Origin of the sequence: Micromonospora chaiyaphumensis, assembly GCF_900091435.1 — a bacterium.
Lineage (GTDB): Bacteria > Actinomycetota > Actinomycetes > Mycobacteriales > Micromonosporaceae > Micromonospora > Micromonospora chaiyaphumensis.
Window position 1 is genome coordinate 122,638 of record NZ_FMCS01000014.1, and the last position, 25,495, is coordinate 148,132.

Genomic DNA, 25,495 nt, shown 5'->3' on the forward strand with positions numbered 1-25,495 from the left:
ATGGCGGCCAGACACGGTGACCATCTTGCGTATCTCGTGGGGTTAGTGCCACAACCGTTCGGACGAAAGTTACGCAGCAGAAACAGTTGATCGCCAAATCATTACGTTGAGTGAGCGATCAGTGATCGCAGGTGATCAAAGTCCACTGCGGACAGTGTCTCCGTCACCGCCCGGTCACGGACGGAAACAGGTGGGGCTCGCCACCGGAACCGGCTCCCCCACGGGCTCGGGCACCCCGGTGACCGGATCCACCCGGAAGATCCTGATCATGTCGGCGCGCTCGTCGGCCACATAGAGGTGCTCCCCGGTCAGGGCGAAGTGCCGCGGCCACCCGCCCCCGGTGTCCACCTCGGCCACCAACTCGGGCGCCTCCCCCGCCAGGGCGAAGACCGCGACGGTGCCCACCCCCCGGTTGCCCACGTAGAGGAAGCGCCCGTCCGGCCCGATGGCGACCTCGGAGGGCTGCACGTGCCCGGCCCGGCCGCTGGCGTCGACCCGCACCCGCTGGTGCAACCCGTCCGGGGTCACGTCGTAGGCGGTGACCGTGGCGTCCAGCTCGCCGACCAGCCAGCAGCGCCGCCCGTCGGGGTGCCGGGCCAGGTGCCGGGGCCCCGCGCCGGCGGGCGTCCGCAGCCGGGGGGCGCGCGGCACCAGCCGCCCCGAGGCGACGTCGAGGTCGTACCGGTAGACCGAGTCGGTGCCCAGGTCGACGGCGAGCAGCGGCCCGCCGGCCGGGTCGGGCGAGACCATGTGGCAGTGCGCCTGCTCCTGACGCTCGGGGTCGGCGCCGTGCCCCTCATGCCGGACCAGGTCGCTGCGGTCCCCCGGCACCCCGTCGGGGTCGAGCGGGAACACCGCCACGCTGCCGCCGCCGTAGTTCGCCACGAACAGGTGCCGCCCGTCCTGCGCCACCGCCAGATGGCAGGGCTCCGCCCCGCCGGTCGGGCGTACACCGATCGGGTCGAGGTCACCGCCCGGGTCGACCCGGAAGGCGCTGACCTGCCCCTCGGCCAGCTCGTTGACCGCGTAGAGCACCGGCAGCGCCGGGTGCCGCACGAGGAACGACGGCGCCGGGGTGACCGCCACCGTGCCGAGCAGGGTCAACTCGCCGGTCGCCGGATCGCGCCGGGCGGCGACGATGCCCTCGGCCCGCCCGCCCGTGTCCGCCGTGTAGCCCCCGATGTGGACGATCGCGTCCTGCCCGGTCACCGTTCCCACCTTCCGCCGTCCCACCGTCGATCAAACCAGAGGCTTCCCGGTGAGCCGCCCGGTTAGGCGTCATTCCCGGCGCCGGTTTCCGGGCGGGGCCGGGCCGTGCCGGTCGGCGGACCGGCGTCAGCCCACCGGCACGGGCTCGCCGCGCTGCCGCGCGACGTGCTCGACCAGCGAGATCAGCACCAGCTTCCCGGACTGCCGGTCCCGGGCGTCGCACAGCACCAGCGGCACGTCCGGGTCCAGGTCCAGGGCGTCGCGGACCGCCTCCAGGCCGAACCGGCGCGACCCGTCGAAGCAGTTGACCCCCACCACGAAGGGAATGCCCCGCTGCTCGAAGTAGTCGATCGAGGGGAAGCAGTCGGCCAACCGGCGGGTGTCGGCGAGCACCACGGCGCCGAGCGCCCCGAACGCCAGCTCGTCCCAGAGGAACCAGAACCGGTCCTGGCCCGGGGTGCCGAACAGGTAGACCTGGAGGTCGTCGTTGATGGTGATCCGGCCGAAGTCCATGGCCACGGTGGTGGTCGACTTCTGCTCGACCCCGGAGACGTCGTCGGTGCCGATGCCGGCGCCGGTCAGCACCTCCTCGGTCTGCAGCGGCCGGACCTCGCTCAACGCGCTCACCAGCGTCGTCTTGCCCGCGCCGAAGCCACCGGCGATGAGGATCTTCAGAGCCAGCGGCACCCGCGGCGCGGCCGGCTCCCGGTCATAGCGCACGGAGTCCACTGACCACCGCCTTGAGGATGTTGTCGTCGGGCAGGTGGGCGGCGGCCGGCCGGCGCACCGTGACGAGCCCACGGGCGAGGAGGTCGCCGAGCAGCACCCGGACCACGCCGACGGCGAGATCCAGGTCCGCGGCGAGGTCGGCCACGGCCACCGGGCGGCGGGCCAGCTCGGCGAGGCGTCGGTGCTCCGGCTGGAGACCGGGCACGGCGGCCGGGTCGGCCCCCGGCGTGGTCAGCACGAACGCGACCAGGTCGAAGCCGTCGACCGGCGGGCGCACCCGGCCGCCGGTCACGGTGTACGGGCGCACCACGGGGCCGGCGGCGGCGTCCAGCCACTCGTGCTGAGGGCCCGGCGGCTCAGCCCGCATCGGTCGCCGCCGCGCGGGCGGGTGCGCTGAGGTTCTCGCCGACCCGGATGACCAGCATCGCCATCTCGTACGCCACCAGGCCGATGTCGGCGTCGGCGTCGCTCACCACCGCCAGGCAGGCGCCCTGCCCGGCGGCCGTGACGAACAGGTACGCCGTCTCCATCTCCACCACGGTCTGCCGGACCGCGCCGCCACCCACGTGCCGGGTGGCCCCCTTGGCGAGGCTGGAGAACCCGGAGGCCAGGGCGCAGAGGTGTTCCGCGTCGGTGCGGTCCAGGTCGGCGGACGCGCCGAGCAGGAGGCCGTCCGCCGAGAGCACCACCGCCTGGCGGGCGCCCGGCACCCGCTCCACCAGGTCGTCGAGCAACCAGTCGAGATCGGCGTTCTGCCGCGTCGTGTGCACCACTAGGCGTCCCTCTCAGTAGCGGTTCGATGATCCGGAGCCGCCGCCGGTTCGGGCGGGGAGGGCTCGGCGGCCCGGGTGCGGGCCGCGTCGGTGGACGGAGCGCCGGCCCGATCCGGGGCGGCGGTGCGGTCGTCGGCCGATCCACCGGTCGCCGTCGGGGCGGGGCCGCGGCGGTCGGCGGCGGGGTCGGCAGCCGCCGCGGGGGCGGAGTTGCGGCGGTCGGCGGCGTCGCGGGCGCCGTCGCGGCGGCCGCGCGCGGTGCCGGCCTGGAGCGCGGACATGGCCCGGCGGGCCTCCTCGGGCGGACGGTGCGCCGGGTTGTCCGCGACGACCGGCCGGGGGCGGGCCGCCGGCCCGCGCCGGCGGACCCGGCGGGGCAGGCCGTCGCCGTCCGCCGGCGTCTCCACGGCCGAGGCACGACCCGCGGGCAGCGGTACGACCGCCGACTCGGGCCGGTCCCGGCCCGGCCGGGCGGCCCGCGTGCGAGGGACCGTGCCCAGCCGCGTCACCTTGGCCATCCGCCGGTCGTCGCGGCCCGAGGACCCGGCGCCCGGGCCGGTCGCACCGATCGCGGGTTCGGCGGTGACCAGGTCCGACGGGACGAACACGGCGGCCGTGATCCCGCCGGGCGCGGCCGGCCGCAGCTCGACCCGCACGCCGTGCCGGGCGGCCAGCCGGGCGACCACGAAATGGCCCAACCGGGCGCTGTCGGTCGGGTCGAACTCCGGTGCGCGGGAGAGCTTGCGGTTGGCCTCCGCCAGGGCCGGCGCCGACATGCCGAGCCCCCGGTCGGTGATCTCGATGACGTAGCCCCCGGGCACGGTACGGCCGCCGACGTCCACCCGGGTTCCCGGCGAGGAGAAGACGGTGGCGTTCTCGAGCAGCTCGGCGAGCAGGTGGATGAGGTCGCCGACGGCGCGGCCGAGCACACCGGCCGGCTGGACCTCGCCCACGTCGATCCGGTCGTACGACTCGACCTCCGAGATCGCGCCGCGCACCACGTCGACCGCGGCGACCGGGTTCCGCCAGCCCCGGCCGGGGGCCGCGCCGGCCAGGATGACCAGGTCCTCGGCGTGCCGCCGGAGCCGGGTGGCCAGGTGGTCGACCTGGAACAGGCCGGCCAGCTCGTCCGGGTCCTCGGTCCGCCGCTCCAGCCGGTCCAGCAGGGCCAGCTGCCGGTGCACCAGGCCCTGGCTGCGCCGGGCGATGTTCAGGAAGACCTCGTTGAGGCCGCGGCGCAGGGTGACCTCGTCGACCGCGGCCTGCACGGCCGTGCGCCGCACCTCGTTGAAGGCCCGCCCCACCTGGCCGATCTCGTCGCCGCCGTGGTCGAGCTCGGGCGCCTCGCGGGCGACGTCGACCACCTCGCCGCGGCGCAGCCGGGCCACCACGTCGGGCAGCCGCTCCTCGGCCATCTCCAGGGCGGCCGTGCGTACGCCGGTGAGCCGGCGGTCCAGCGACCGGCCGACCCGCAGCGCCACCAGCACGCAGACCACGATGGCGACCAGGCCGAGCACCCCGGCGGCGGCGAGCCGGACGAGAATCTGGACCGCCATCGGCACGGACCGCTCGGCCAGGGTGTCCGCGCCGTGCAGCTCGAAGTCCCGCAGTCCCTGCCAGACCGCGGCGTGGCTGGTCTCCCAGGCCCGTATGTCGAAACCGGCCGGCAGGTCCCGGGAGCGGACCAGGGTGTCCTGGAGGGCGCGCAGCCGGACGAAGGCCTCCCCCTCGGTGAGCCGCTGGTAGTCGGTCCGTTCGGCGGGTGGCAGGTCGGCCACCGCGTTCTCGGCCAGGAAGCGCTGGTTCTCGATGGTGCGAACCAGCTGCTCGTGCTCGCCGTCGGCGTAGCGACCGGCGGTGACCGCACCGGCCAGCAGCGCGTCGGCCTGGCCGAGCAGCTCCCGGGACCGGCCCAGCCCGGTGAGCGCCAGCGCCTCCCGGTTGAGCTGGGTGTCGGGCAGCGTGGCCATGGCGGAGAAGGTCTGGAAGGCGGAGCCGATCATTCCGCTGTAGAGCCCCACGGCACCGGCCTGGTCGACCTTCCGGCCGTCGATGAATCCCCGCCCGGCGGGCAGCGCGTCGAGCGCGGAGACCAGCTGGTCGAGCCGGACGTCGAGCAGGTCGTCGGCCGCGTCGCGCAGCTTCTCCCCGTCGACCCGGCGACGCAGCTCGGCGATCGCCTGATCGGTGCGGGTGCGCTGCTCGGCCAGCGCGGGCAGGGCGGTGTCGCCGGCGAGCTGGACGACCGAGAGCCGGCGTTCCCGCTGCAGCTCGGCGACCACGCTCTCACCGGGCCGGCCGAGGTCGTAGAGCAGGGTACGCGCGGCGAGCAGGTCGAGGGCCGGCCCGAAGGTCAGCGTGGTGGCGAAGATCCAGAGTGCCAGCAGCCCGGTAACCGGACCGATGACCAGCGCGGTCAGCTTGGCGCGGATCGGCCAGTCTCGGGTGTTCATCAGACCTCGCCCGGGGGAAGGTGTCGCAGGGGTGACGCCGGCACCCTCCGGAAGGGCCGCGACGCCGGGCCCCGGCCCGGGCGCCTTGGGCAGGATACGTAATCCCAGCCGGATGCACTACCGGCCGTCTCGCCCCTCACTACGGTCCGGAATGTTCGCAGTGGACACCGATGGACGAGAACGCCCCGCCGGAAGGGACCGGCGGGGCGTTCGTCCAAAAGGGGCGTCGCGAGGAGACCTCCGGGGCCGCGGCCGGGCCGCCCGGCGACCGACCGCGACCGGTGCGGACGGCCGGATCGGTGCCGCTCGGCCACCCCGGCCGCGTTTCCTGGAGTGACTCCACTTTCCGCGTCCGGCGCACGGCGGCACGACCGTCGCAGGAAAGTGCCCCCGATCGGGATTGGCGATCACAAGGCGGAGGGAATACCAGCGGGCGAAGGAGGAGCCATGTCGCCCACGCAGGTAGTCGTCATAGTCATCGTCGTTGTGGTGCTCGCGGCGCTGGCCGCAGTGGCCGTGGTCGCCAGCCGCCGCCGGGCCCTCAGGCAGCGCTTCGGCCCCGAGTACGACCGGGCCGTCGCCGAGCAGGACAGCCGCGGCGCCGCCGAGCGGGAGCTGCGGGAGCGGGAGCGTCGCCACGCCGAGCTGGAGCTGACCCCGCTCAGCCCGGAGTCCCGCGCCCGGTACGCCGCCGCCTGGGAGGAACTCCAGGTGCGTTTCGTCGACTCCCCCGCCGAAACCGTCGGCGACGCCGACGAACTGGTCACCCGGCTGATCGCGGAACGTGGATACCCCACCGGGGACTTCTCGGAACAGATCGCCCACCTCTCCGTCGAGCACGCCCGCACCCTCACCCACTACCGCGACGCCCACGACATCCGGCTGCGCAACGAGCGGGGCGAGGCCGGCACCGAGGATCTCCGGCAGGCCCTCGTGCACTACCGGGCCCTCTTCGCCGACCTGCTCGGCGAGGACCCGGTCGGGCACCAGCCACCGGCGCAGCGCCACCCCGAGCCCGACCCCGACCACGAGCACGACGCCACGAGCCGCTGAGGAGGCCGCCGCCATGCGTCAGGAAGAGCAGCAGGTCACGCAGGACCAGGACCATCCCGAGGCCGTCCGGTCCACTCCCGTGCCGGTCCCGCCACCGGGCGACCGGACCGCCGGCGACGGGACCGAGGCCGACCGGTCCGCCCGGGCCGAGGTGCCCGAGGACGCGCTCGACGACCGGGGCACCTTCGACGACCCGGCGGTCGCCGGCGAGCGCGCCGACCGCGAGGACGCGGAACTCGACGAGACCCGGGCGTACGACGCCCGGGAGCTCCGCGACGCGGAGGCCGCCGACGCCGACGACCGGCCGGTGTACCACGACCCGGCGCCGCTGCCGACCACCTTCGGCGCGGCCACGGTGGGCGACGCGGTGGCCGCCTCCGCGATGGCCAGCGGGCGGCCCGAGGACGAGCGGGACCCGCGCGGCGAGGACACCGCCGCGCCGGGCGACGGCGCTCCCGGGCGGACCGACGCGTTCGACGACGAGCGGGCCGACCCGACGGCGGGCGACCGGCTGCACGACCCGGACCGCTGGGAGGCGGCCCACTCCGGCGCGGCGCGCGACGACGCCGAGGCCGCCGCCGGGGCCGGGTACGGCAGCGCCGAGCCGGCGATGGTCGACCCGGACACCAGCACCGCGGCGGCCGGCGCGGCCGCGGGCGGCGCCGCGGCGCTGGCCGGCGCGGCCCGGCCGACACCGGGCGCGGTGCCGGCGGACGCGGCGACGCTCTTCGCTCCGGAGACCGCCCAGGACTTCCGGGACCGCTGGCGGGACGTCCAGCTCCGCTTCGTGGACGACCCGCGGGCCGCGGTCGGCGAGGCGCAGTCCCTGGTGGAGGAGGCGATCGAGGCTCTCTCCGCCGCGCTGCGCGAGCAGAAGACCAAGCTGGGCGGCTGGCAGGAGTCCGGCTCGTCCGACACCGAGCAGCTCCGGGTGGCCGTGCGTGGCTACCGCGATTTCCTGGACCGGGTGCTCGGTCGCTGACCGAAATCCCGACGGAGCCCCGGCCGGTGGACGGCCGGGGCTCCGTCGTCCGTGACGGACGGCACTCCGGGCATGAAAATTCGCAAAGTGGGTACCTGCGGCGCAGCGTCGTGGCGGAGGGAGCACGGTATGGGTGGCGGTCTTCGGTTGAACATGAACGCCCTGGACTACCTGATCCTGGCGCTCTACTTCGTCACGGTGCTCGGCGTCGGCTTCGCCGCGCGGCGGGCCATCCGCACCAGTGTCGACTTCTTCCTCTCCGGGCGGTCGCTGCCCGCCTGGGTCACCGGCCTCGCGTTCGTCTCGGCGAACCTGGGTGCCCTGGAGATCATCGGCATGGCGGCCAACGGCGCCCAGTACGGCGCCATGACGGTCCACTACTACTGGATCGGCGCCGTGCCGGCGATGGTCTTCCTGGGCATCGTGATGATGCCCTTCTACTACGGCTCGAAGGTGCGCAGCGTCCCCGAGTACCTGCGGCTGCGCTTCAACCGCCCGACCCACCTGCTCAACGCGATCAGCTTCGCCGTGGCCCAGGTGCTGATCGCTGGGGTGAACCTCTACGCGCTCGCGCTGATCATGCAGGCGCTGCTCGGCTGGCCGCTCTGGGTGGCGATCGTCGTCGGCGCGGCGATCGTGCTGGCGTACATCACGGTCGGTGGTCTCTCCGGCGCGATCTACAACGAGGTGCTCCAGTTCTTCGTGATCATCGCGGGCCTGGTGCCGATCACCGTGATCGGCCTCGTGAAGGTCGGCGGCGTGAGCGGCCTCATGGACGCGGTGCGGGACTCCAAGCTCGGCGAGGCCGGGCTGCACGCCTGGCAGGGCACCGGCAGCACGGACAACCCGCTCGGCGCGCACTGGCTGGGCATCGTCTTCGGCCTCGGCTTCGTGCTCTCGTTCGGCTACTGGACCACCAACTTCGCCGAGGTGCAGCGCGCCCTGTCCGCCCGAAACATGAGCGCGGCCCGCCGGACGCCGATCATCGGCGCGTACCCGAAGCTGCTCATCCCGCTGGTCACCGTGATCCCCGGTCTCATCGCCCTGGTCACCGTCAAGGGACTCGGCGCCGAGGAGGGTGACCTGGTCTACAACAACGCGATCCCGCTGCTCATGCGCGACCTGCTGCCCAACGGGGTGCTCGGCATCGCGGTCACCGGCCTGGTGGCCTCGTTCATGGCCGGCATGGCCGCCAACGTCAGCGGTTTCAACACCGTGTTCACCTACGACATCTGGCAGGCGTACTTCCGGCGGGACCGCCCGGACGACTACTACGTGCGGGTGGGCCGGATCGCCACCGTGGTCGCCGTGGTGGTCGGCATCGGCACGGCCTTCATCGCGGCCGGGTTCAGCAACATCATGAACTACATCCAGGCCCTGTTCTCGGTGTTCAACGCCCCGCTCTTCGGCACCTTCATCATCGGCATGTTCTGGAAGCGGATGACCCCGCTGGCCGGTTTCTGGTCGCTGCTGTCGGGCACCGTCGTGGCGATCGTGATCTACCTGCTCCACCTGGCCGACGTCCTCCACTTCAACTCGGACCTGGAGGAGAGCTTCTGGGGCGCCGGCCTCGCCTTCGTGACGGTCGCCGTCGTGGCGGCCATCCTCACCCCGCTGACCCGGCCGAAGCGCAGCGACGAGCTGACCGGCCTGGTCTACGGCATGAGCGACGCCACGCTGAAGGACGACTCGCTGGCCGGCGACGCCGCCTGGTACCGCTCCCCGGTGCTGCTCGGCGTGATCGCGGTGGTCCTCGCCGCCCTCTTCTACATCCCGGTCTTCTGAGGAAGGGACGCACGCCATGGCAGACAACGCCGACCGGTACCAGCACGGCGAGGCCCACGACCCGCTGGTCGACGAGACCGAGGACTCGCGGGAGGCGCGTTCCGCGGCGGCCCGGCTCTTCGACATCCGCCGGGTGATCGGCGGGCTGTTCGTCGCGTACGGGCTGATCGTGGGCCTCATGGGCCTCTTCGACTCGTCCGCCGAGATCGACAAGGCGCAGGGCGTCCGGATCAACCTCTGGGCCGGCCTGGTGATGCTCGTGTTCGGGCTGCTCATGCTGCTCTGGCAGCGGCTGCGCCCCACCGAGCCACCCGAGCCGGGCGCCGCCGACGAGCGCTGACCGCAGCCCAGGGGACGCCCGTCCCGGGGCCGTCGGCATGGCGCGGCCCCCACGGGGTACGCCGTGGGGATCACGGAACGGGACAGGAGGGCAGCAGCATGACGGATCGTGACCGCGGTGGCGAGCGGCCGCTGGAGGAGACCCCCGAGGTGGCCGCCGCGGTGGACGACGACAGCACGGTGCCCCAGTTGCGCACCGGTGGCACCGACCCGAACAATCCCGTCTTCACCGAGCCCGACGGCGCGGTGCCCGACACCGGTTCGCCCGACATCCTCGGCGATCCGTACGCGGCCGGGACCGGGGCGACCGGCACCGGCACCGGGGCGGGCGGGGACAACATCCGGACCGGCGCCGAGCAGCCGTGGGACCCCGAGGACCTGGTGCTGGCCCGCGGCCAGGACCCCACCCCGGAGAACCTGGAACAGGCCCGCCGCGACCTGGCCGAACTGGGCCGCGCGGCCATCGAGAAGACGGTCCCCTGACGCCCGGGGGCCCCTGGTCGACGTGGGGTCGACCAGGGGCCCGGGGAACCCGCGCGGCGGTGCCTCACTCCCGCCGCCGCGGGTGGGCCGGCCGCCGGATCAGGAGAGCGGCGGGTAGGCGTTCTTCATGAGCTCCTGGAACTGAGCGGAGAACCAGGCACCGGAGATCGGCGCGTTCGGCAGGGCGCCGCTCATGCTGTTGCCGTTGCGGGCGTTGCCGGTGTAGGTCGGGTCGCACATCCGGTCGAAGCCCTTGCCCTCGTCGTTCGGGATGAGGGTGCTGGAGCCGTCCGACTCGCCCGGAGGCTTGACCCAGACGTACGCGTCGATGCCCGGCTCGGGGTTCGCCCGCGGGCGCTCACCCAGGCCGGCCCCGGCCTGGTTGCACCAGTTGCCGGCGTGGATCCGGCGGTCGATGCGGCCACCGTTGACATAGGTGTCCACGCTGGTCGTCGCGCCCGGGCCGGTGGGCCGGGCGGTGCCGCCCCAGCCGTTGCGGGAGGTGTCGATCAGCATGCCGATGTTGCTGTCGAAGCCGACCGAGACCAGCTTCTGCCGGAAGCCCTGGGCGAACGAGAGCTCGTCGACGTACTGGTTCCAGTCGATCCACTTGGACTGCCGCACGCTGGTGCCGTTCACCGTGTCGGTGATCTTGATGTACGGCTCCTTGAGCGCCGAGTAGTTCGCCGTGTTGACGATGAAGCCGTGCACGTTGCGGACGGTGCTGCCGGACGCGACGGCCGCGCTCTTCAGCATGTCGGCGGTCGGGCCGAAGTTGCTGTCCCAACCGATCCAGCCGTGGTGGGCGGCGTCGATGTAGTTGTAGACGTTGCCGAGCGCGCCCAGCTTGGCCAGCGCGTAGCCGACGCCGTTGACGTAGGCGCCGTTGGCCTTGACCGTGTCGCACATCGCGGTGCCGCCCGCGTTGCCCGAGGTGTTGGTCACCAGGTTGGGCAGCGAGTCGATCTCGATGATGTTGATGATCCGCAGGTCCTTGTACTTCGCGTCGCCCTGGATCGCCGCGATCGGGTCGATGTACTCGGCCTTGTAGCGGGGCAGCTCGTCCGGGCCCAACTCGCCGTTGGAGGCCAGCGCGGCGCAGTCCCGGCCGGGCAGGTTGTAGATGACGAACTGGATGTAGCCGGCGCCCTGGGCCAGTGCCGCGTCCAGGTGGTCACGGACGCCCATCGAGCCGTTCGAGCTGCTGCCGTCGGTGCCCTCGATGGCGGCGATCCGGTCCAGCCAGACCGCGGTCGGGTTGTTCGAGACCCGGCTGCCGCCCGCCTCGGCGTCCGCCTTGGCCTTCCACTCGGGGTTCACGTACCCCTTCACCCCGGCGTACGGGTTGTCGACCTTCTGCCCCGGCGGAGGCGTCGTGGGCGGCGGGGTGGTGGGCGGAGGCGTCGTCGGCGGTGGGGTGGTCGGCGGCGGCGTCGTGGTCGGCGGAGTACCGCCGTTGCAGACCGTGCCGTTCAACGTGAACTGGGTCGGCTTCGGGTTGCTGCCGCTCCACGCCCCGTTGAAGCCGATGCTGGTGCTGGCGCCGGTGGCCAGCGAGCCGTTGTAGGACTCGTTCTGCGCGGTGACGTTCTGGCCGCTCTGCGACCACCGGGCCGACCAGCCCTGCTGCACCCGCTGGCTGCTGTTCGGGAAGGTGAAGCCGAGGTTCCAGGAACTCAGCGGGTCGCCGAGGTTCCGGATGGTCACCGTGGCCGTGAAGCCACCGGGCCAGTCGCTGGTGGTGTAGTCCACGCTGCACTGGGTCGCGGCCTGCGCCGCGGTGACCGGGAGGGTCACCAGTCCACCGGCGACCAGGACGCCCGCGCCGGTGAGCGCGAGCGCCCGGCTGCGGCCGGACAGCCTTCTCCACAGATTCATGCCACTGATCTCCTTGGGCGAGACCGGATCCGCGTACGGCCCGGTGGAAGGGCGCTCGGACGCCCGCCAGGGGACGGTCGTCGGCGCCACGGGGTTTCTTCGGGGTGCCCGACCCGGACGGGCGTGCTGGTGGTGGTGGCCGGCCCTCGCGGGACCGGTCGAGGAGTCGGACGCCGTCCGGTGACCCGGCTGCCCTCGGCGTCTGAACTCGCGGTGTGGCTCCCCGAACCGCGTGCAGCGATTCTTGCATGGGAGCGCTTCCATGGCAATGCCTCGATGCGGCCGACCAGGGAACGGGTCGAAACGGTACGCGGCGGTCCGCCCGGCGCACCGCGAGCAGCACCACCCGAGGCGGCACGCCGGGGCCTGGGAGGCATGCGTCTACCAAAAGGCGCTTAGCACTCCAAAGCCGCCCTTCGCCTGCAAACTCCTAAACACGAATGTTTCCCCGGATAGCGCGCGAAACGGTCTAACGTCGGTCGTAGCTCGAGGGACGTCGGGCTCAGGACAAACAGGGATGGAGTGACGCAGGTCATGGCTAAGAAGATGCTCGGGAAGCTCGTTGCGGGTGCCGCTCTCGGCGGTGCGTCCCTGCTGCTGTTCTCGCCCGGGGCGGCGAACGCGGCCAGCGTGGACGCGGTCGCCAAGCCGCAGGTCAGTCTTCCCGGTACCTGCTCTGGGGACCACGAGGACTGGGACCACAAGAACTGGGACCGCAAGGACTGGGACCGCAGCTACGAGGACCGCAAGGACGAGGACCGCAAGGACCACGACGGCAAGCACGACGACGGCAAGCACGACGACGGCAAGGACGACGACGGCAAGCACGACGACGGCAAGGACCACGACGGCAAGCACGACGACGGCAAGCACGACGAGGGCAGCTACGACGACGGCAAGGACCAGAACGGCAAGCACGACGACGGCAAGGGCGAGGACCACAACGACTGGCAGGGCAACGAGTCCTGGCAGCCGGGCGCCGGTGGCCAGGGTGGCGGCATGGTCGCCGACCAGCCGGGCGACGAGCGGGACCGCAAGGACGAGAACGGCAAGGACGAGAACCGCAAGGACGAGAACCGCAAGGACGAGAACCGCAAGGACGAAGACCGCAAGGACGAAGACCGCAAGAACGACGAGCGCAACGACCGGGACAACAAGGAGCACGACGCCAAGGACCGGGACCAGCGCGACGAGGACAAGAAGGACCACGACCGCAAGGACGAGGACCGCAAGGACTGGGACAACCGGAGCTGGGACGACAAGGACGACAACAAGAAGGACCACGACCGCAAGGACGAGGACCGCAAGGACTGCATGCCGCGTGGCCACGTCGACGGCGGTGACGGTGGCATGACCACCACCAGCCTGGACCGCAACATGGCCGCCAGCGGGGTGGGCGTCATCGGCGCCGCCGCCCTCGGCGGCATGATCCTGCTGCGCCGGCGCCGGGGCGATGACCTCGTCTGACCGGACGGCGACACGGGCCGGCGGCCGTCGCGGGAAACCGTGGCGCGCCGCCGGCGCCGCTGTCGTCGTCCTGCTCGGCATGGTGGGCGCCGGGCTGGTCGGGGCGTCGGTGCGGACCGTGCCGCCGCCGCGTCCGCCCCAGCCGCTGGCCCAGGCCGGACCCGCCTCCTCGTCCCCGTCGCCGACCGCCATCCCGGGCCCCGCCGGCGGCATCGGCGCGGAGACCGCCGACCAGGCGTCCGTCGACGACGACTCCACGGTCACCCCACACCCGGACCGCACCCCCGCCGGACTGCCCCGGTCGACTCCGACGACCATCTCGATCCCCCGGATCGGCGTGCAGGCCGAGATCATGACCCTCGGCCTGAACCCGGACGGCACGGTCCAGGTGCCCCCGCTGGAGCAGGCCATGAAGGCGGGCTGGTACTCCCCCGGGCCCAGCCCTGGCGAGGCCGGCAACTCGGTGATCGTCGGCCACGTCGACTCGGCCAAGCTCGGGCCGGCCGTCTTCTTCAACCTCGGCGCGCTGCAGCGGGGCGACACCATCTCGATCGCCCGGGAGGACGGGTCGGCCGCCACGTTCACGGTGACCGAGGTGAAGTCGTACCCGAAGGCGGCCTTCCCCACGGAGCTGGTCTACGGCCCCTCCGACGAACCCGGCCTGCGGGTGGTCACCTGCGGTGGGGCGTTCGACGAGAGCAGCGGCAGCTACGTCGACAACGTCATCGCCTTCGCCAGCATGGCGTGAAACGGCGCGGCCCGGTGGTCGGTCACCCGACCCACTTAGTCGGGTGGGCGCCGCGAATGGGCGCGGCCCGGTGGTCGGTCACCCGACCACCGGGCCGCGCCGCTGTGCGTAGCGCGTCAGGCCGCCGCCGAGGTCCGCACCAGGGTACGGATCTGCCGCAGCAGGACCGACAGGGCGGACAGGTCGGCACGGGACTCGTCGAACTCCCCCATGGCCCGGTGCGCCCGGTGGATCGAGGTGGCGTTCGCCTGCTCCCACTCCTGCACCCGTTCCACCGGCGGGAGGCTGTCCGACGTGGAGCTGAGGACCTCGGCGGTGAGCGCGGCCAGCGCGGCGTACAGGTCGTAGCGCAGCGCCATCCGGGCCAGGGTCTGCCAGCGGTCCTCCCGCGGCAGCAGGGAGATCTTCGACAGCAGGGCGTCCACCCGGAACCGGTCGGAGAGGACGAAGTAGACCGAGGCCACCTCGCTCACGTCCCGGCCGGTCGACTGGGCGGTCTCCACCACGTCGAGCAGCCCGAAGCTGTACATCAGCCGGGTCGCCTGCTCGGCCAGGTCGCGGGGCAGCCCCTTGCCGGTCAGCGAGTCGATGTGGGCGGCGATCGCCTCCCGCTCGGTGCCGAAGAAGAGGTTCTCCAGCCCCGGCAGCAGCCGGGCCACCCCGTCCCGCAGCCGGGCGATCTCCCCCGGCACGTCGATCGGCGAGCGCCGGTTGGTGACCAGCCAGCGCACCGCGCGGTCGAGCAGCCGGCGGGTGTCCAGGTAGACACTGGTCTGCAGCTCGGGCGAGACCTTGTTGTCCAGCGCCTCCACCGCGTCCCACAGCTCGCGCAGCCCGAACACCTCGCGGACCACCACGTACGCCCGCAGCACGTCCGCCGCCGAGGCGGCCGTCTCCTCGACCACCCGGAAGACGAACGTGATGCCGCCGCGGTTGATCGCCTCGTTGACCAGGACCGTGGTGACGATGTCCCGGCGCAGCCGGTGCTGGCCCATCCGGTCGGCGAACCGCTCCCGCAGCGGGGTCGGGAAGTAGTTGACCAGGACGTCGGTCGTCCACTCCTCGTCCGCCAGCCCCTCGGCGACGATCTCCCGCTCCAGCACGATCTTCACGTACGCCAGCAGCACCGCGAACTCCGGCGCGGTCAGCCCGGTCTCGCCGCGTACCGCCAGTTCCTCGTCCGGTGGCAGCGCCTCCAGCGCACGGTCGAGCTGACCGGTCCGCTCCAGCTCGTTGATCATCCGGCGGTGCACCGGGAGCAGCGAGGCGGCCTGGGCCTGGGCGTTGTTGAGCGCCCGGGCCTGGTCGTAGTTGTCCCGCAGCACCAGCTCGGCGACCTCGTCGGTCATCTGGGCCAGCACCTCGTCGCGTTCCGGCATGTCGAGCTCGCCGTCGGCGACCGCCGTGTTGAGCAGGATCTTGATGTTCACCTCGTGGTCGGAGCAGTCCACCCCGGCCGCGTTGTCGATGAAGTCGGTGTAGATCCGGCCGCCGGCCGCCGCGTACTCGATCCGGCCGTGCTGGGTGAAGCCCAGGTTGCCGCCCTCGCCGACCACCCGGCAGCGCAGGCCCTTGCCGTCCACCCGGATGGCGTCGTTGGACTTGTCCCCGACCTCGGCGTTGGTCTGCGTCGACGCCTTCACGTAGGTGCCGATGCCGCCGTTCCAGAACAGGTCCACAGGCGCCGTGAGGATGGCCTTCATCAGCTCCTGCGGGCTGATCTGGGTGACGTCGTCGTCGAGGCCGAGCACCGCGCGGACCTGCGGCGAGACCGGCACCGACTTGGCGGTACGCGGGTAGATCCCGCCGCCCGCCGAGATCAGCTCGGCGTTGTAGTCCTCCCAGGACGACCGGGGCAGGTCGAACAGCCGCTTCCGCTCGTCCCACGAGGTGGCGGCGTCCGGGTCCGGGTCCAGGAAGATGTGCCGGTGGTCGAAGGCGGCCACCAGCCGGATGTGCTTCGACAGCAGCATCCCGTTGCCGAACACGTCGCCGGACATGTCGCCGACGCCGACCACCGTGAAGTCCTGGGTCTGGGTGTCGTGGCCCAGCTCCCGGAAGTGCCGCTTCACCGACTCCCAGGCGCCCCGGGCCGTGATGCCCATCTTCTTGTGGTCGTAGCCGGCCGAACCGCCGGAGGCGAACGCGTCGCCCAGCCAGAAGTTGTGCGCGGCGGAGATCTCGTTGGCGATGTCGGAGAACGTCGCGGTGCCCTTGTCCGCCGCCACCACCAGGTACGGGTCGTCGGCGTCGTGCCGGACCACGTCCTGCGGCGGCACGATCTCACCGCTGGCGATGTTGTCGGTGACGTCGAGCAGCGCGCCCACGAACTCCTTGTAGCAGGCCACCGCCTCGTCCCGGTCGCCCGGCTTCTGCTTGAGCACGAAGCCACCCTTGGCCCCGACCGGCACGATCACGGCGTTCTTCACCATCTGCGCCTTGACCAGGCCGAGCACCTCGGTGCGGAAATCCTCGCGCCGGTCGGACCAGCGCAGCCCGCCCCGGGCCACCGGCCCGAACCGCAGGTGCACGCCCTCGAACCGCGGCGAGTAGACGAAGATCTCGAACTTGGGCCGCGGCGCCGGCAGCTCCGGGATCGCCTGCGGGTCCAGCTTGAACGCCACACCCGACTTGGGCCGCCCCCCGACCGGCTTCTGATAGAAGCTGGTGCGCAGGGTGGCCTGGATCAACGTCAGGTAGGACCGCAGGATCCGGTCCTGGTCGAGGCTGGCCACGTCGTCCAGCGCCTCGCCGATCGCCGCGACCAGCTCACCACTGCGCTCGCGGCGCTCGTCCAGGGTGGACGCGCCCGGCCGGAACCGGGTCTCGAAGAGCTCCACCAGCAGCGAGGCGATCTTCGGGTACGCGATGAAGGTCTGCTCCATGTACTCCTGCGAGAACACGGTGCCGGCCTGCCGCAGGTACTTCGCGTACGCCCGGAGCACCACGACCTGCCGCCAGGTCAGCCCGGCCCGGAGCACCAGCTCGTTGAAGCCGTCCACCTCGGCCTCGCCCCGCCAGGCGGCGGCGAAGGCGTTCTCCACGTGCGGGCGGACCTCGGCCAGCTCCTGGTGCGCCTCGGGCAGTTGCAGCCCGAAGTCGTAGAGCCAGATCCGGCCGTCGACGCGCTCCACCTCGTACGGGTGCTCGTCGACCACCTTCACGCCGAGCGAGTGCAGCACCGGCAGCACGGCGGAGAGCATCATGGGCTCGCCGTACCGGTAGACCTTGAACCGCACGTCCATGGTCTCGTCGACCTGGACGGTCCGGCCGGCGCCGTTCGTGCGCGGCGCGAGCTGCTTGCGGAACAGGTGCATCTCCAGCTGGCCGGGCTCCTCCAGCAGCTCCAGCTTGGCCAGGTCCTTCATGGCCTCGTACGGCGTGTGCCCGTCCTTGTAGCCCTCGGGGAAGGCGTCGGCGTACCGGGCGAACAGGTGCTTGGCCTGCTCGTCGCCGAGCTTGCGCTCCAGCACCAGCCGGTAGTCGTCGTCCCAGAGCCGGGTGGCGTCGGCCAGCTCCTCGGCGAGCAGGTCGGCGTCGATCTCCCCGGGCGGGCCGTTCGGGTCGGTCCGGACGATGAAGTGCACCCGGGCCAGCATCGACTCGGTCACCCGGGTGGTGTAGTCGACCCCGACGCCGTTCAGCTCGCGCAGCAGGATGTCCTGCATGCGCAGCCGGTTCTGCGTGGTGAACCGGTCCCGCGGCAGGTAGATCAGGCAGGAGATGAACCGCCCGTACGCGTCGCGCCGCAGGAACACCCGCAGCTGCCGGCGGCCGGCCATGCGGAGCACACCGATCACCGCGTGGTAGAGGTCGTCGGTCTTGATCTGGAACAGCTCGTCGCGGGGGTAGGTCTCCAGGATCTGGAGCAGGTCCTTGCCGGAGTGGCTGCGCAGGCTCAGGCCCGAGCGGTCCAGCACCTCGGCGACCTTGCGCCGGACCACCGGCAGCTCCTGCACGCTGGTCCGGTAGGCCGCCGTGGAGAACAGGCCCAGGAAGCGCCGCTCCCCGACCACCTCACCGGCGTCGTTGAAGATCTTGAAGCCGATGTAGTCGAGGTAGGCCGAGCGGTGCACGGTGGCCCGCGAGTTGGCCTTGGTGATGATGAGCAGGCGCTTCTCCAGCACCTTCTCGTGCGCCTCGGGCGTCATCGAGTTGAGCGACCGGGCCTCCGGCGAGTCGGACCGCAGGATGCCCAGCCCGGTGCCGAGGACGGCCTCCAGGGCCTGGCCGCCGTCCGCGCCGTCGGTGTCGATGAGCCGGTACTCCCGGTAGCCCAGGAAGGTGAAGTGGTCGTGCGCCAGCCAGCGCAGCAGCTCCACCGAGTCGGTGATGTCCTTCTCCGGCACCGGCGGGCGGTTGTCCGAGGTGCGGGCGGAGGCCAGCTCGTCGGCCAGCGCCAGGGCGCGCTGCCGCATCTTGGGCCAGTCCTCGACGGCCTCCCGGACGTCGGTGAGCACCCGCTGGAGTTCCCGGCGCAGCTTCTCCCGCTCGGCCGCGTCGCGGACCGGGTCGATCTCGATCCGCATCCAGCTCTCGACCAGGTCGCCGGCGATCGCGTCGTCCGGCTCCACGTCCGCCGAGACCTCGGTCAGCCGGCCCAGCGGCTCGCGCCGGACCACGACCAGCGGGTGCACCAGCAGGTGCACGTCCAGGTGGTGCGAGTTCAGCAGCGCCGTCACCGAGTCGACCAGGAACGGCATGTCGTCGGTGACGATCTCGATCACGGTGTGGTGCTGCTCGGCGTCCGGCTCGTGGATGCGCAGCTTCAGCTCGCCCGGCACCCGCTGCTGGGCGAGGTCCCGGTGCGCCCGCGCCGCGTCGAGCATCTCCTCGGCGGTGAAGCCGATCAGCTCCTCGTCCGGCGCGAACCGCCAGAACCGGCCCACCAGGGTGGCCGCGTCGTGGTCGTCACCGGCCAGCGCGACCGCCTGGGCGACCAGGCGCTCCGCGTTGGGTACCGGCTCGTCCAGCTCGTCCTCGGTCTCGTCGCCCAGCGCCTGCGCGGGCAGGCCCAGGTCGTAGAGGGTGTCGATGCTGGAACCGGTCATCCCGGTCACTCCTGTGTCGAGACGGCTGAAACCGTCCCCGTCGGTCGCCGAATCGAAGCTGTCATCGTCCCGGCTGGTGTCAGCCTGCCGGAGGTCGGGTCCCGGTTTGATCGCCGGACGCCGGTCCATCGGTGCCACTCCCCTCGACCCACCGCGTTGTGGGTCACTCTGCCGCCCAGCCTAGGCCTGCCGCTGTGCCCCTTCGTCGGCGGACCACTGGCCGGACGTCCGGATCGGGACTCTGTCCTTTCACCCGTTGCGGGTACGTGGTCGGCCGGTCGCGGAGTACCCGGACTGGCGATGTTCATCACACTGCCACACGGCACTCTTTGCCTGCGCAAGGGCCGTGCCGGGGCGGTGGGGAGCCGCGCGCCGTACTAGCGTGCAGGGCAGTTTCACACCGGAGGGACCGCTTCATGCTCCTGTCGTACCCCGTCCGCCGCCGCCTCTCCCCTCACCGCCGGGCTCTCGCCGCACTGGCCGCCACCGTGCTGGCGGCGGGCGCCCTGGTCGGGTGCTTGGGTGAGGACGGGCCGGAGCAGAGCGTCGACGCCTTCCTGAAGGGCTGGCACTCGGGCGACCTCCAGGCGGTCGGCTTCATCGACCCGACCGGCGCCAAGGTGCCGGCGGCCGAGGTGACCAAGGAGCTCCGGTCGCTCGCCGGCGAGCTGGCCGGCAACCCGCCGAAGCTGGAGCGCACCGGCGAGGCGAAGATCGCCGCCGACATCGCCACCGCGCGGATCCGGCTGACCTGGCCCCTCCCGGGCGGCGCCACCTGGACCTACGAGAACCCGGTGCGGCTCCGGCAGGGCGCGGACGACCAGTGGCAGGTCATCTGGGAGCCGACCGTCGTGCACGAGAAGCTGGAGGCCGGCGACCGGTTCGCGCTGCGCCGGGAGGCCGCGCCCCGGGCCGGCGTGCTGGACTCCGCCGGCACCCCGCTCGTCGCTCCCCGCCCGGTGGTCCGGGTGCAGGTGAACCCCGGCGAGGTCACCGACGTCAAGGCCCTGGTCCGGCAGCTCGACGCCGCGTTCAAGGCGGTCCGGCCCGCGCTCACCCCACCGGTCGACCTCGCCGACCTGCCCCAGCGCCTCAAGGAGGCGGACCGGGGCGCGCTCGTCGAGGTGGTGACCCTGCGCGACGAGGCGTACCGGCAGATCAAGCCCCGGATCTACGACCTGCCCGGCACCCGGTTCCAGTCCGACAAGCTCTTCCTGGCCCCGACGCGGGAGTTCGCCCGGGCCCTGCTCGGCTCGGTCGACCCCGCCCAGGCGGACGACCTCAAGGCCCACCCCGACAAGTACGTCCGGGGCGACCTGGTCGGCCACGGCGGCCTCCAGGGCGGCTACGACGACCGTCTGCGCGGCACCGCCGGAGTCACCGTGATCAGCGAGCGCCCCGCGCCGGACGGCACCACCGCGCCCACCGGGGTCGAGCTGTTCCGCAGTGAGCCCAAGGCCGGCCAGCCGCTCAAGACCACGCTCGACGTGGCCACCCAGAACGCCGCCGACGCCGCGCTGCGCGGGCAGGCCCGGCGCTCCGCCCTGGTGGCCGTGCGGATCAGCGACGGCGCGGTGCTGGCCGCCGCCAACGGCCCCGGCGCGGCCGGCGAGAACCTCGCCTTCACCGCCCAGGTGCCGCCCGGCTCCACGTTCAAGATGGTCAGCGCCCTGGCCCTGCTCGACCGGGGTGCGGTGACCCCGGAGGCGACCGTGCGCTGCCCGAAGACGTTCGAGGTCGACGGCCGGTCCTTCAAGAACTCCGACAACTTCGAGTTGGGCGACGTCCCGTTCACCACGGACTTCGCGAAGTCCTGCAACACCGCCTTCACCTCCCTGGCCCCGAAGCTCGGCCCGGACGGGCTGGCGCAGACCGGCCGCACGCTCGGCCTGGAGGCGCCGTGGGATCTCGGCACCGACGTCTTCCCGGGGAAGGTCTCCGCCAACGGCTCGGCCACCGAGCAGGCCGCCGCCGCCATCGGCCAGGGCACCACCGTGGTCAGCCCGCTCGCCATGGCCGGCGCCACGGCAGCGGTGGCCCGCGGCCACTGGGAGCAGCCGAAGTTGCTGCTCGACCCGGCACCGGCGAAGCCCGCCCCGGCCGGCGCGGGCCTCAAGCCGGAGTCGGTGGCGGCGGTCAAGACGATGATGCGTGCCGTGGTCACGAGCGGCACGGCCAGCGCGCTGAAGGACGTCCCCGGCGAGCCGGTCCACGGCAAGACCGGCACCGCCGAGTACGACAACAACCCGGCGCACACCCACGCCTGGTTCGTCGGCTGGCAGGGTGATGTCGCGTTCGCGGTCTTCGTCGAGCAGGGCGGGTCGAGCACGACCAGCGCCGTCCCGATCGCCGAACGCTTCCTGCGCGGCCTCGCGGCCCGCTGACCCGGGGCCGGGCGGTGATCAGGCGATGTCGGCGCCCGGCCGGGTCGGATCCGGCGCCGTCTCCTCCGCGTCCTCCGGCTCGGCCACCCGGCGCAGCAACCCGGGCCCGGCCGACGCCAGCGGGCCGACCGGCTCGGGGCCGTCCGAGCCGTCCGCGTCCGACGCCCGCCGCAGCAGCCCCGGTCCGGACGGGCCGGGAGACGGTTCGGCGCCGTCGGTGTCGGCGGGTTCGTCGCCGGCCCGCGTGGGGGTCGGGCCGATCGGCTCCACGGCCACCGCGGGTGCCGGGACGGCCGCCGGGCCGGCCAGCACGTCGCGGGCCGGCGGCCGGCCGTTGCCGGGCCGGGGCGCCGGCGCGACCGGGCCGGCCGGCAGCAGCCGGGGCGGTGTCGCGCCGGGCGCGGCCACCGGTGCGAGCCCGGCCACCACGGTGTTGACGATCTCGGCGGCGTACGACCCGTCGGGATCGTAGTCGGGGTCGAAGACGGTCAGCTCGACGCCGAGGCAGTGCGGGGTGTCCACCAGGCCGGCGAGGAGGATCTCCAGCTCGGCGAAGGCGATCCCGCCCGGGTCCGGCGCGTCGACCGCCGGCATCACCGCCGGGTCGAGCACGTCCACGTCGATGTGCACCCAGTAGCCGGCGCAGTCGGCCAACTGCTCGTGCGCCCACTGGGCGGTGCGGGCCGCCCCCTCGGCGCGCAGCGCCGGCACGGGGCGGGTGGTGATGCCGGCGGCCTGGAGGTCGAGCCGGTACTCGTCCTGGGCCCGGATGCCGAGCACCACCACGTCGATGTCGCGGAAGTAGGGGCGCCGCCCCTCGATGGCGGCCAGGTCGGCCTGCCCCCGGCCGGTGACCAGGGCCAGATCCTCCCCCGCCGCCGCGCCCACGTAGGAGGCGTTGCCGGGGTGCCGGAAGTCGGAGTGACCGTCGACGAAGACGAGCCCGATCCGCCCGCCGACCGCCTCGCCGAGCCGGTGCATGGCCAACGCCGAGCCGAGCAGGACCGAGCAGTCCCCGCCCAGCACGAGCGGGAACTCGCCGCGGTCGATGATCGCGCCGATGCGGTCGGCCAGCGCCACGGAGTAGCCGGAGATCTCCGGGGCGTGGCAGACCCCGTCGCCGGGGCGCCAGTCACCGGGGTCGTACCGGGGCGGGGTGAGGCAGCCGGCGTCCCGGGCCCGCAGCCGGGCGAGCAGGCCGTGGTCGCGCAACGCTCCGGGCGCCTTGGCGCAGCCCGGGACGGAGGTGGACGTGGGTGGGCGCAGGCCGAGGTTCGTCGGCGCGTCGAGGACGGCGATCCGGCGCATCATGGGCTCCCGTCCTCGGTGGTCGGGCGGGCCGGCCGGTACGCCGGCCCGCGCTGGCGTGCGGTGAACTCAGAACAGGGCGCTGGCCAGGGCGCGTCGGGCGGCCGCCACGGCGGGGTCGTCCGGGCCCGCGATGGTGAACAGCGACACGAGGTGCTGGCGGACCTTCTCCCGGTCGTCGCCGGCGGTCCGCCGGACCAGGCCGACGAGCCGGGCGTAGGCCTGCTCGGCCAGCCCGCTGAGCACCTCGATGTCGGCGGCCAGGAGCTGGGCCTCGATGTCGTCGGGGGCCTGCTCGGCGGCGGCGAGCGCGGCGCGCGGGTCGGCGCCGGCAACCCGCCGGGCCACCCCGACCTGGGCCAGGCCGGCCTCGGCCGCGGCATCCGCGGGGGTCTCGGCGAGGATCTTCCGGTACGCCGCCTCGGCCGCCTCCAGGTCGCCGGACATGAGGGCGTCGTCGGCCTCGGTCAGCCGCGGGTCCTCCGGCTCGGCGACGGTGACGCCGCCGGCCTTGAGGATGGCCTGGATCCACTGGCGGAGCTGGGCCTCCGGCACCACGCCGGAGAAGGCGTCGATCGGCTGCCCGCCGACCACCGCGTAGACCATCGGGATGCCCTGGACCCGGAACATCTGGGCGAGCCGGGGGTTGGCGTCGACGTCGACCCTGGCGAGCACCCAGGCGCCCTCGCCCTCGGCGGCCAGCCGCTCCAGCACCGGCGAGAGCTGCTTGCAGGGCTCGCACCACTCGGCCCAGAAGTCCACGATCACCGGGGTGCTCAGCGACCGTTCCAACACCTCGGACTGGAAGGTCGCCTCGGTCACGTCGATGACGGCCACGCCGCCACCCGCCGGGGGGCCGCCGGGTACGCCGGCGGGCGGGCCCGCCTGGCTCGGGGCGGTGGGACGGGAGGGTTCCGGGGTGCCGCGCAACGCGCTGAGGTCGACCGCGCCGCGGGTGAAGATCGACGAGGTGATCCGTGGGTCGCTCATGGTTATCTAGTCTCGCACGTGTCCCGCGGAACTCAGATCAACCGCCACGGCGGCAGTTGCAACTCTCACGCCTGGTCGGCGCGGGTGCCGGGACGACCGGCACCCGCGCGACGGATCAGAAGCGGGCGGGCTCGCGGTAGACGCCCCACTCGGCACGCAGCGCGTCGCAGATCTCGCCCAGCGTGGCCTCGGCCCGGACCGCGTCCAGCATCGCCGGGATCATGTTCTCGCCGGTCCGGCTGACCTCGACCATCCGCTGCACGGCGGCCTTGACCGCGGCGTCGTCGCGGCCCGCCTTGCGCTCGGCGAGCACCCGGCGCTGCTCCAGCTCGACCTCGTGCGAGATCCGCAGGATCTCCAGGTCCTTGGCGACGGTGCCGGTGTGGCAGTTGACCCCGACGATCCGCTTGTCGCCCTTCTCCAGCGCCTGCTGGTAGACGAAGGCCGACTCGGCGATGTGGCCGGTGAACCAGCCGTCCTCGATGCCGCGCAGGATGCCCGAGGTCATCGGGCCGATCTTGTGCGGCCCCTCGCCGCCGAGCTGCCGGATCCGGGCGAAGATCTCCTCCGCCTCGGCCTCGATCTTGTCGGTGAGCGCCTCGACGTACCAGGAGCCGCCGAGCGGGTCGGCGACGTTGACGACCCCGGTCTCCTCCATGAGCACCTGCTGGGTCCGCAGCGCGATCTCGGCCGACTCGTCGGTGGGCAGGGCGAGGGTCTCGTCGAGGGCGTTGGTGTGCAGCGAGTTGGTGCCGCCGAGGACGGCCGCCAGGGCCTCCACGGCGGTCCGCACCACGTTGTTGACCGGCTGCTGGGCGGTGAGCGACACCCCGGCGGTCTGGGTGTGGAACCGCAGCCACTGGGCCTTCTCGCTGGTGGCGCCGTAGACGTCGCGCAGCCAGCGGGCCCAGATGCGGCGGGCGGCCCGGAACTTGGCGATCTCCTCGAAGAAGTCCACGTGGGAGTCAAAGAAGAAGCTCAGGCCCGGAGCGAAGACGTTGACGTCCAGCCCGCGCGAGAGCCCCAGCTCGACGTAGCCGAACCCGTCGGCCAGGGTGTACGCCAGCTCCTGCGCGGCGGTCGAGCCGGCCTCGCGGATGTGGTAGCCGGAGACCGACAGCGGCTTGTACCGCGGGATCTCCCGGGCGCAGTACTCCATGAGGTCGCCGATGAGGCGCAGGTGCGGCTCCGGGTCGAAGAGCCACTCCTTCTGCGCGATGTACTCCTTGAAGATGTCCGTCTGGAGCGTGCCGTCCAGGGTGGACAGGTCGGCGCCCTGCCGCTCGGCGGCGACCAGGTACATGCAGAAGACCGGCACGGCCGGGCCGGAGATGGTCATCGAGGTGGTCACGCCGGCCAGGTCGATGCCGCCGAAGAGCACCTCCATGTCGGCGGCCGAGTCGACCGCCACGCCGCAGTGGCCGACCTCGCCCAGCGACTGCGGGTCGTCGGAGTCGCGCCCCATGAGGGTCGGCATGTCGAAGGCGACGGAGAGCCCTCCGCCGCCGGCGCCGAGGATCATCTTGTAACGCTCGTTGGTCTGCTGGGCGTTGCCGAACCCGGCGAACTGCCGGATGGTCCAGGTGCGCCCGCGGTAGCCGGTCGGGTAGAGCCCCCGGGTGTACGGGAACTCCCCCGGCCAGCCGATCCGCTCGAAGCCCGGGTACGGCACGCCCTCCGGCGGCCCGTAGACCGGGTCCACGGTCATCCCGGACAGCGTGGTGAAGTCCGCGTCCCGCTTGCGGGCGGCGTCGTAGCGGGCCTGCCAGCGGGCCCGACCGGCGGCGATCTCGTCGGCGTCCATGCGCGGAGCTCCTCCTCGAGTCCAGGGTGCAGACCGAGTGTAGAACGCCGGCCTGAACG

At 72.8% G+C, this 25,495-nt stretch carries 18 protein-coding genes; 8 read left to right on the forward strand and 10 right to left on the reverse strand.

Annotated features, from left to right (window positions below; genetic code table 11):
- Positions 1-174: 174 nt before the first annotated feature.
- The 5 genes from GA0070214_RS29205 to GA0070214_RS29225 form a co-directional block, all read right to left on the reverse strand.
- Positions 175-1,209: a lactonase family protein gene (locus tag GA0070214_RS29205; RefSeq protein ID WP_208602944.1), complete on the reverse strand. Its 1,035-nt coding sequence runs from the start codon at positions 1,207-1,209 to the stop codon at positions 175-177.
- Between the two features lie 126 nt (positions 1,210-1,335).
- Positions 1,336-1,938 carry a GTP-binding protein gene (locus GA0070214_RS29210; RefSeq protein WP_091269742.1) on the reverse strand — a complete coding sequence of 201 codons (603 nt, stop codon included), beginning with the start codon at positions 1,936-1,938 and terminating at the stop codon, positions 1,336-1,338.
- Positions 1,919-2,305 carry a DUF742 domain-containing protein gene (locus GA0070214_RS29215; protein WP_091269743.1) on the reverse strand — a complete coding sequence of 129 codons (387 nt, stop codon included), beginning with the start codon at positions 2,303-2,305 and terminating at the stop codon, positions 1,919-1,921. Before GA0070214_RS29215 ends, GA0070214_RS29210 begins: the two co-directional genes overlap by 20 nt.
- Positions 2,295-2,711 (reverse strand): roadblock/LC7 domain-containing protein, encoded by a 417-nt coding sequence (locus tag GA0070214_RS29220; protein WP_091269744.1) that lies wholly within the window; start codon positions 2,709-2,711, stop codon positions 2,295-2,297. Before GA0070214_RS29220 ends, GA0070214_RS29215 begins: the two co-directional genes overlap by 11 nt.
- Complete coding sequence (locus GA0070214_RS29225; protein ID WP_091269745.1) at positions 2,711-5,164, reverse strand: sensor histidine kinase; 2,454 nt, start codon at positions 5,162-5,164, stop codon at positions 2,711-2,713. The genes GA0070214_RS29220 and GA0070214_RS29225 overlap by 1 nt, the downstream gene beginning before the upstream one ends.
- 447 nt (positions 5,165-5,611) lie before the next feature.
- On the opposite strand from GA0070214_RS29225, the gene GA0070214_RS29230 reads away from it, so the two are divergent.
- From GA0070214_RS29230 to GA0070214_RS29250, 5 genes are all read left to right on the forward strand, one after another.
- Complete coding sequence (locus tag GA0070214_RS29230; RefSeq protein ID WP_091269746.1) at positions 5,612-6,217, forward strand: hypothetical protein; 606 nt, start codon at positions 5,612-5,614, stop codon at positions 6,215-6,217.
- 13 nt (positions 6,218-6,230) lie between these two features.
- Positions 6,231-7,199 (forward strand): hypothetical protein, encoded by a 969-nt coding sequence (locus GA0070214_RS29235; RefSeq protein WP_091269747.1) that lies wholly within the window; start codon positions 6,231-6,233, stop codon positions 7,197-7,199.
- Positions 7,200-7,328: 129 nt separating this feature from the next.
- Positions 7,329-8,984, forward strand: coding sequence for a sodium:solute symporter family protein (locus GA0070214_RS29240; RefSeq protein WP_091269748.1), 1,656 nt, complete (start codon positions 7,329-7,331; stop codon positions 8,982-8,984).
- 16 nt (positions 8,985-9,000) lie between these two features.
- A complete protein-coding gene (locus GA0070214_RS29245) occupies positions 9,001-9,324 on the forward strand; it encodes a hypothetical protein (protein WP_091269749.1) in 324 nt (107 codons plus the stop codon).
- Positions 9,325-9,422: 98 nt separating this feature from the next.
- Positions 9,423-9,806 (forward strand): hypothetical protein, encoded by a 384-nt coding sequence (locus GA0070214_RS29250; protein ID WP_091269750.1) that lies wholly within the window; start codon positions 9,423-9,425, stop codon positions 9,804-9,806.
- Positions 9,807-9,905: 99 nt separating this feature from the next.
- On the opposite strand, the gene GA0070214_RS29255 is transcribed toward GA0070214_RS29250, so the two are convergent.
- Entirely contained in the window at positions 9,906-11,684 is a 1,779-nt protein-coding gene (locus GA0070214_RS29255; protein WP_091269751.1) for a glycoside hydrolase family 6 protein, read from the reverse strand.
- Between the two features lie 534 nt (positions 11,685-12,218).
- Here GA0070214_RS29255 and GA0070214_RS29260 point away from each other — a divergent pair.
- Together GA0070214_RS29260 and GA0070214_RS29265 are read left to right on the forward strand one after the other, a co-directional pair.
- Positions 12,219-13,151, forward strand: a complete 933-nt coding sequence (locus tag GA0070214_RS29260) for a hypothetical protein (protein ID WP_139141931.1) — start codon at positions 12,219-12,221, stop codon at positions 13,149-13,151.
- Positions 13,138-13,899: a class F sortase gene (locus GA0070214_RS29265; protein WP_091269753.1), complete on the forward strand. Its 762-nt coding sequence runs from the start codon at positions 13,138-13,140 to the stop codon at positions 13,897-13,899. Before GA0070214_RS29260 ends, GA0070214_RS29265 begins: the two co-directional genes overlap by 14 nt.
- A gap of 116 nt (positions 13,900-14,015) precedes the next feature.
- Here GA0070214_RS29265 and GA0070214_RS29270 read toward each other — a convergent pair whose 3' ends face one another.
- Positions 14,016-19,079 (reverse strand): NAD-glutamate dehydrogenase, encoded by a 5,064-nt coding sequence (locus GA0070214_RS29270; protein WP_091269754.1) that lies wholly within the window; start codon positions 19,077-19,079, stop codon positions 14,016-14,018.
- 287 nt (positions 19,080-19,366) lie between these two features.
- Here GA0070214_RS29270 and GA0070214_RS29275 point away from each other — a divergent pair, with 287 nt between their 5' ends.
- Positions 19,367-21,334 carry a penicillin-binding transpeptidase domain-containing protein gene (locus GA0070214_RS29275; RefSeq protein ID WP_091269755.1) on the forward strand — a complete coding sequence of 656 codons (1,968 nt, stop codon included), beginning with the start codon at positions 19,367-19,369 and terminating at the stop codon, positions 21,332-21,334.
- Between the two features lie 18 nt (positions 21,335-21,352).
- Here GA0070214_RS29275 and GA0070214_RS29280 read toward each other — a convergent pair whose 3' ends face one another.
- From GA0070214_RS29280 to icmA, 3 genes are all read right to left on the reverse strand, one after another.
- Positions 21,353-22,645 carry an arginase family protein gene (locus GA0070214_RS29280; RefSeq protein ID WP_341845097.1) on the reverse strand — a complete coding sequence of 431 codons (1,293 nt, stop codon included), beginning with the start codon at positions 22,643-22,645 and terminating at the stop codon, positions 21,353-21,355.
- 66 nt (positions 22,646-22,711) lie between these two features.
- A complete protein-coding gene (locus tag GA0070214_RS29285) occupies positions 22,712-23,632 on the reverse strand; it encodes a tetratricopeptide repeat protein (protein WP_091269756.1) in 921 nt (306 codons plus the stop codon).
- Positions 23,633-23,747: 115 nt separating this feature from the next.
- Complete coding sequence (gene icmA / locus GA0070214_RS29290; protein ID WP_091269757.1) at positions 23,748-25,436, reverse strand: coenzyme B12-dependent isobutyryl-CoA mutase large subunit; 1,689 nt, start codon at positions 25,434-25,436, stop codon at positions 23,748-23,750.
- Positions 25,437-25,495: the final 59 nt, after the last annotated feature.

Coding starts and splice junctions, on each gene's coding strand:
- GA0070214_RS29255 (WP_091269751.1), bottom strand. CDS start 11,684: ATGAATCTGTGGAGAAGGCTGTCCGGCCGCAGCCGGGCGCTCGCGCTC.
- GA0070214_RS29240 (WP_091269748.1), top strand. CDS start 7,329: ATGGGTGGCGGTCTTCGGTTGAACATGAACGCCCTGGACTACCTGATC.
- GA0070214_RS29245 (WP_091269749.1), top strand. CDS start 9,001: ATGGCAGACAACGCCGACCGGTACCAGCACGGCGAGGCCCACGACCCG.
- GA0070214_RS29275 (WP_091269755.1), top strand. CDS start 19,367: ATGCTCCTGTCGTACCCCGTCCGCCGCCGCCTCTCCCCTCACCGCCGG.
- GA0070214_RS29260 (WP_139141931.1), top strand. CDS start 12,219: ATGGCTAAGAAGATGCTCGGGAAGCTCGTTGCGGGTGCCGCTCTCGGC.
- GA0070214_RS29235 (WP_091269747.1), top strand. CDS start 6,231: ATGCGTCAGGAAGAGCAGCAGGTCACGCAGGACCAGGACCATCCCGAG.
- GA0070214_RS29250 (WP_091269750.1), top strand. CDS start 9,423: ATGACGGATCGTGACCGCGGTGGCGAGCGGCCGCTGGAGGAGACCCCC.
- GA0070214_RS29230 (WP_091269746.1), top strand. CDS start 5,612: ATGTCGCCCACGCAGGTAGTCGTCATAGTCATCGTCGTTGTGGTGCTC.
- GA0070214_RS29225 (WP_091269745.1), bottom strand. CDS start 5,164: ATGAACACCCGAGACTGGCCGATCCGCGCCAAGCTGACCGCGCTGGTC.
- GA0070214_RS29285 (WP_091269756.1), bottom strand. CDS start 23,632: ATGAGCGACCCACGGATCACCTCGTCGATCTTCACCCGCGGCGCGGTC.
- GA0070214_RS29270 (WP_091269754.1), bottom strand. CDS start 19,079: ATGGACCGGCGTCCGGCGATCAAACCGGGACCCGACCTCCGGCAGGCT.
- GA0070214_RS29280 (WP_341845097.1), bottom strand. CDS start 22,645: ATGATGCGCCGGATCGCCGTCCTCGACGCGCCGACGAACCTCGGCCTG.
- GA0070214_RS29215 (WP_091269743.1), bottom strand. CDS start 2,305: ATGCGGGCTGAGCCGCCGGGCCCTCAGCACGAGTGGCTGGACGCCGCC.
- icmA (WP_091269757.1), bottom strand. CDS start 25,436: ATGGACGCCGACGAGATCGCCGCCGGTCGGGCCCGCTGGCAGGCCCGC.
- GA0070214_RS29265 (WP_091269753.1), top strand. CDS start 13,138: ATGACCTCGTCTGACCGGACGGCGACACGGGCCGGCGGCCGTCGCGGG.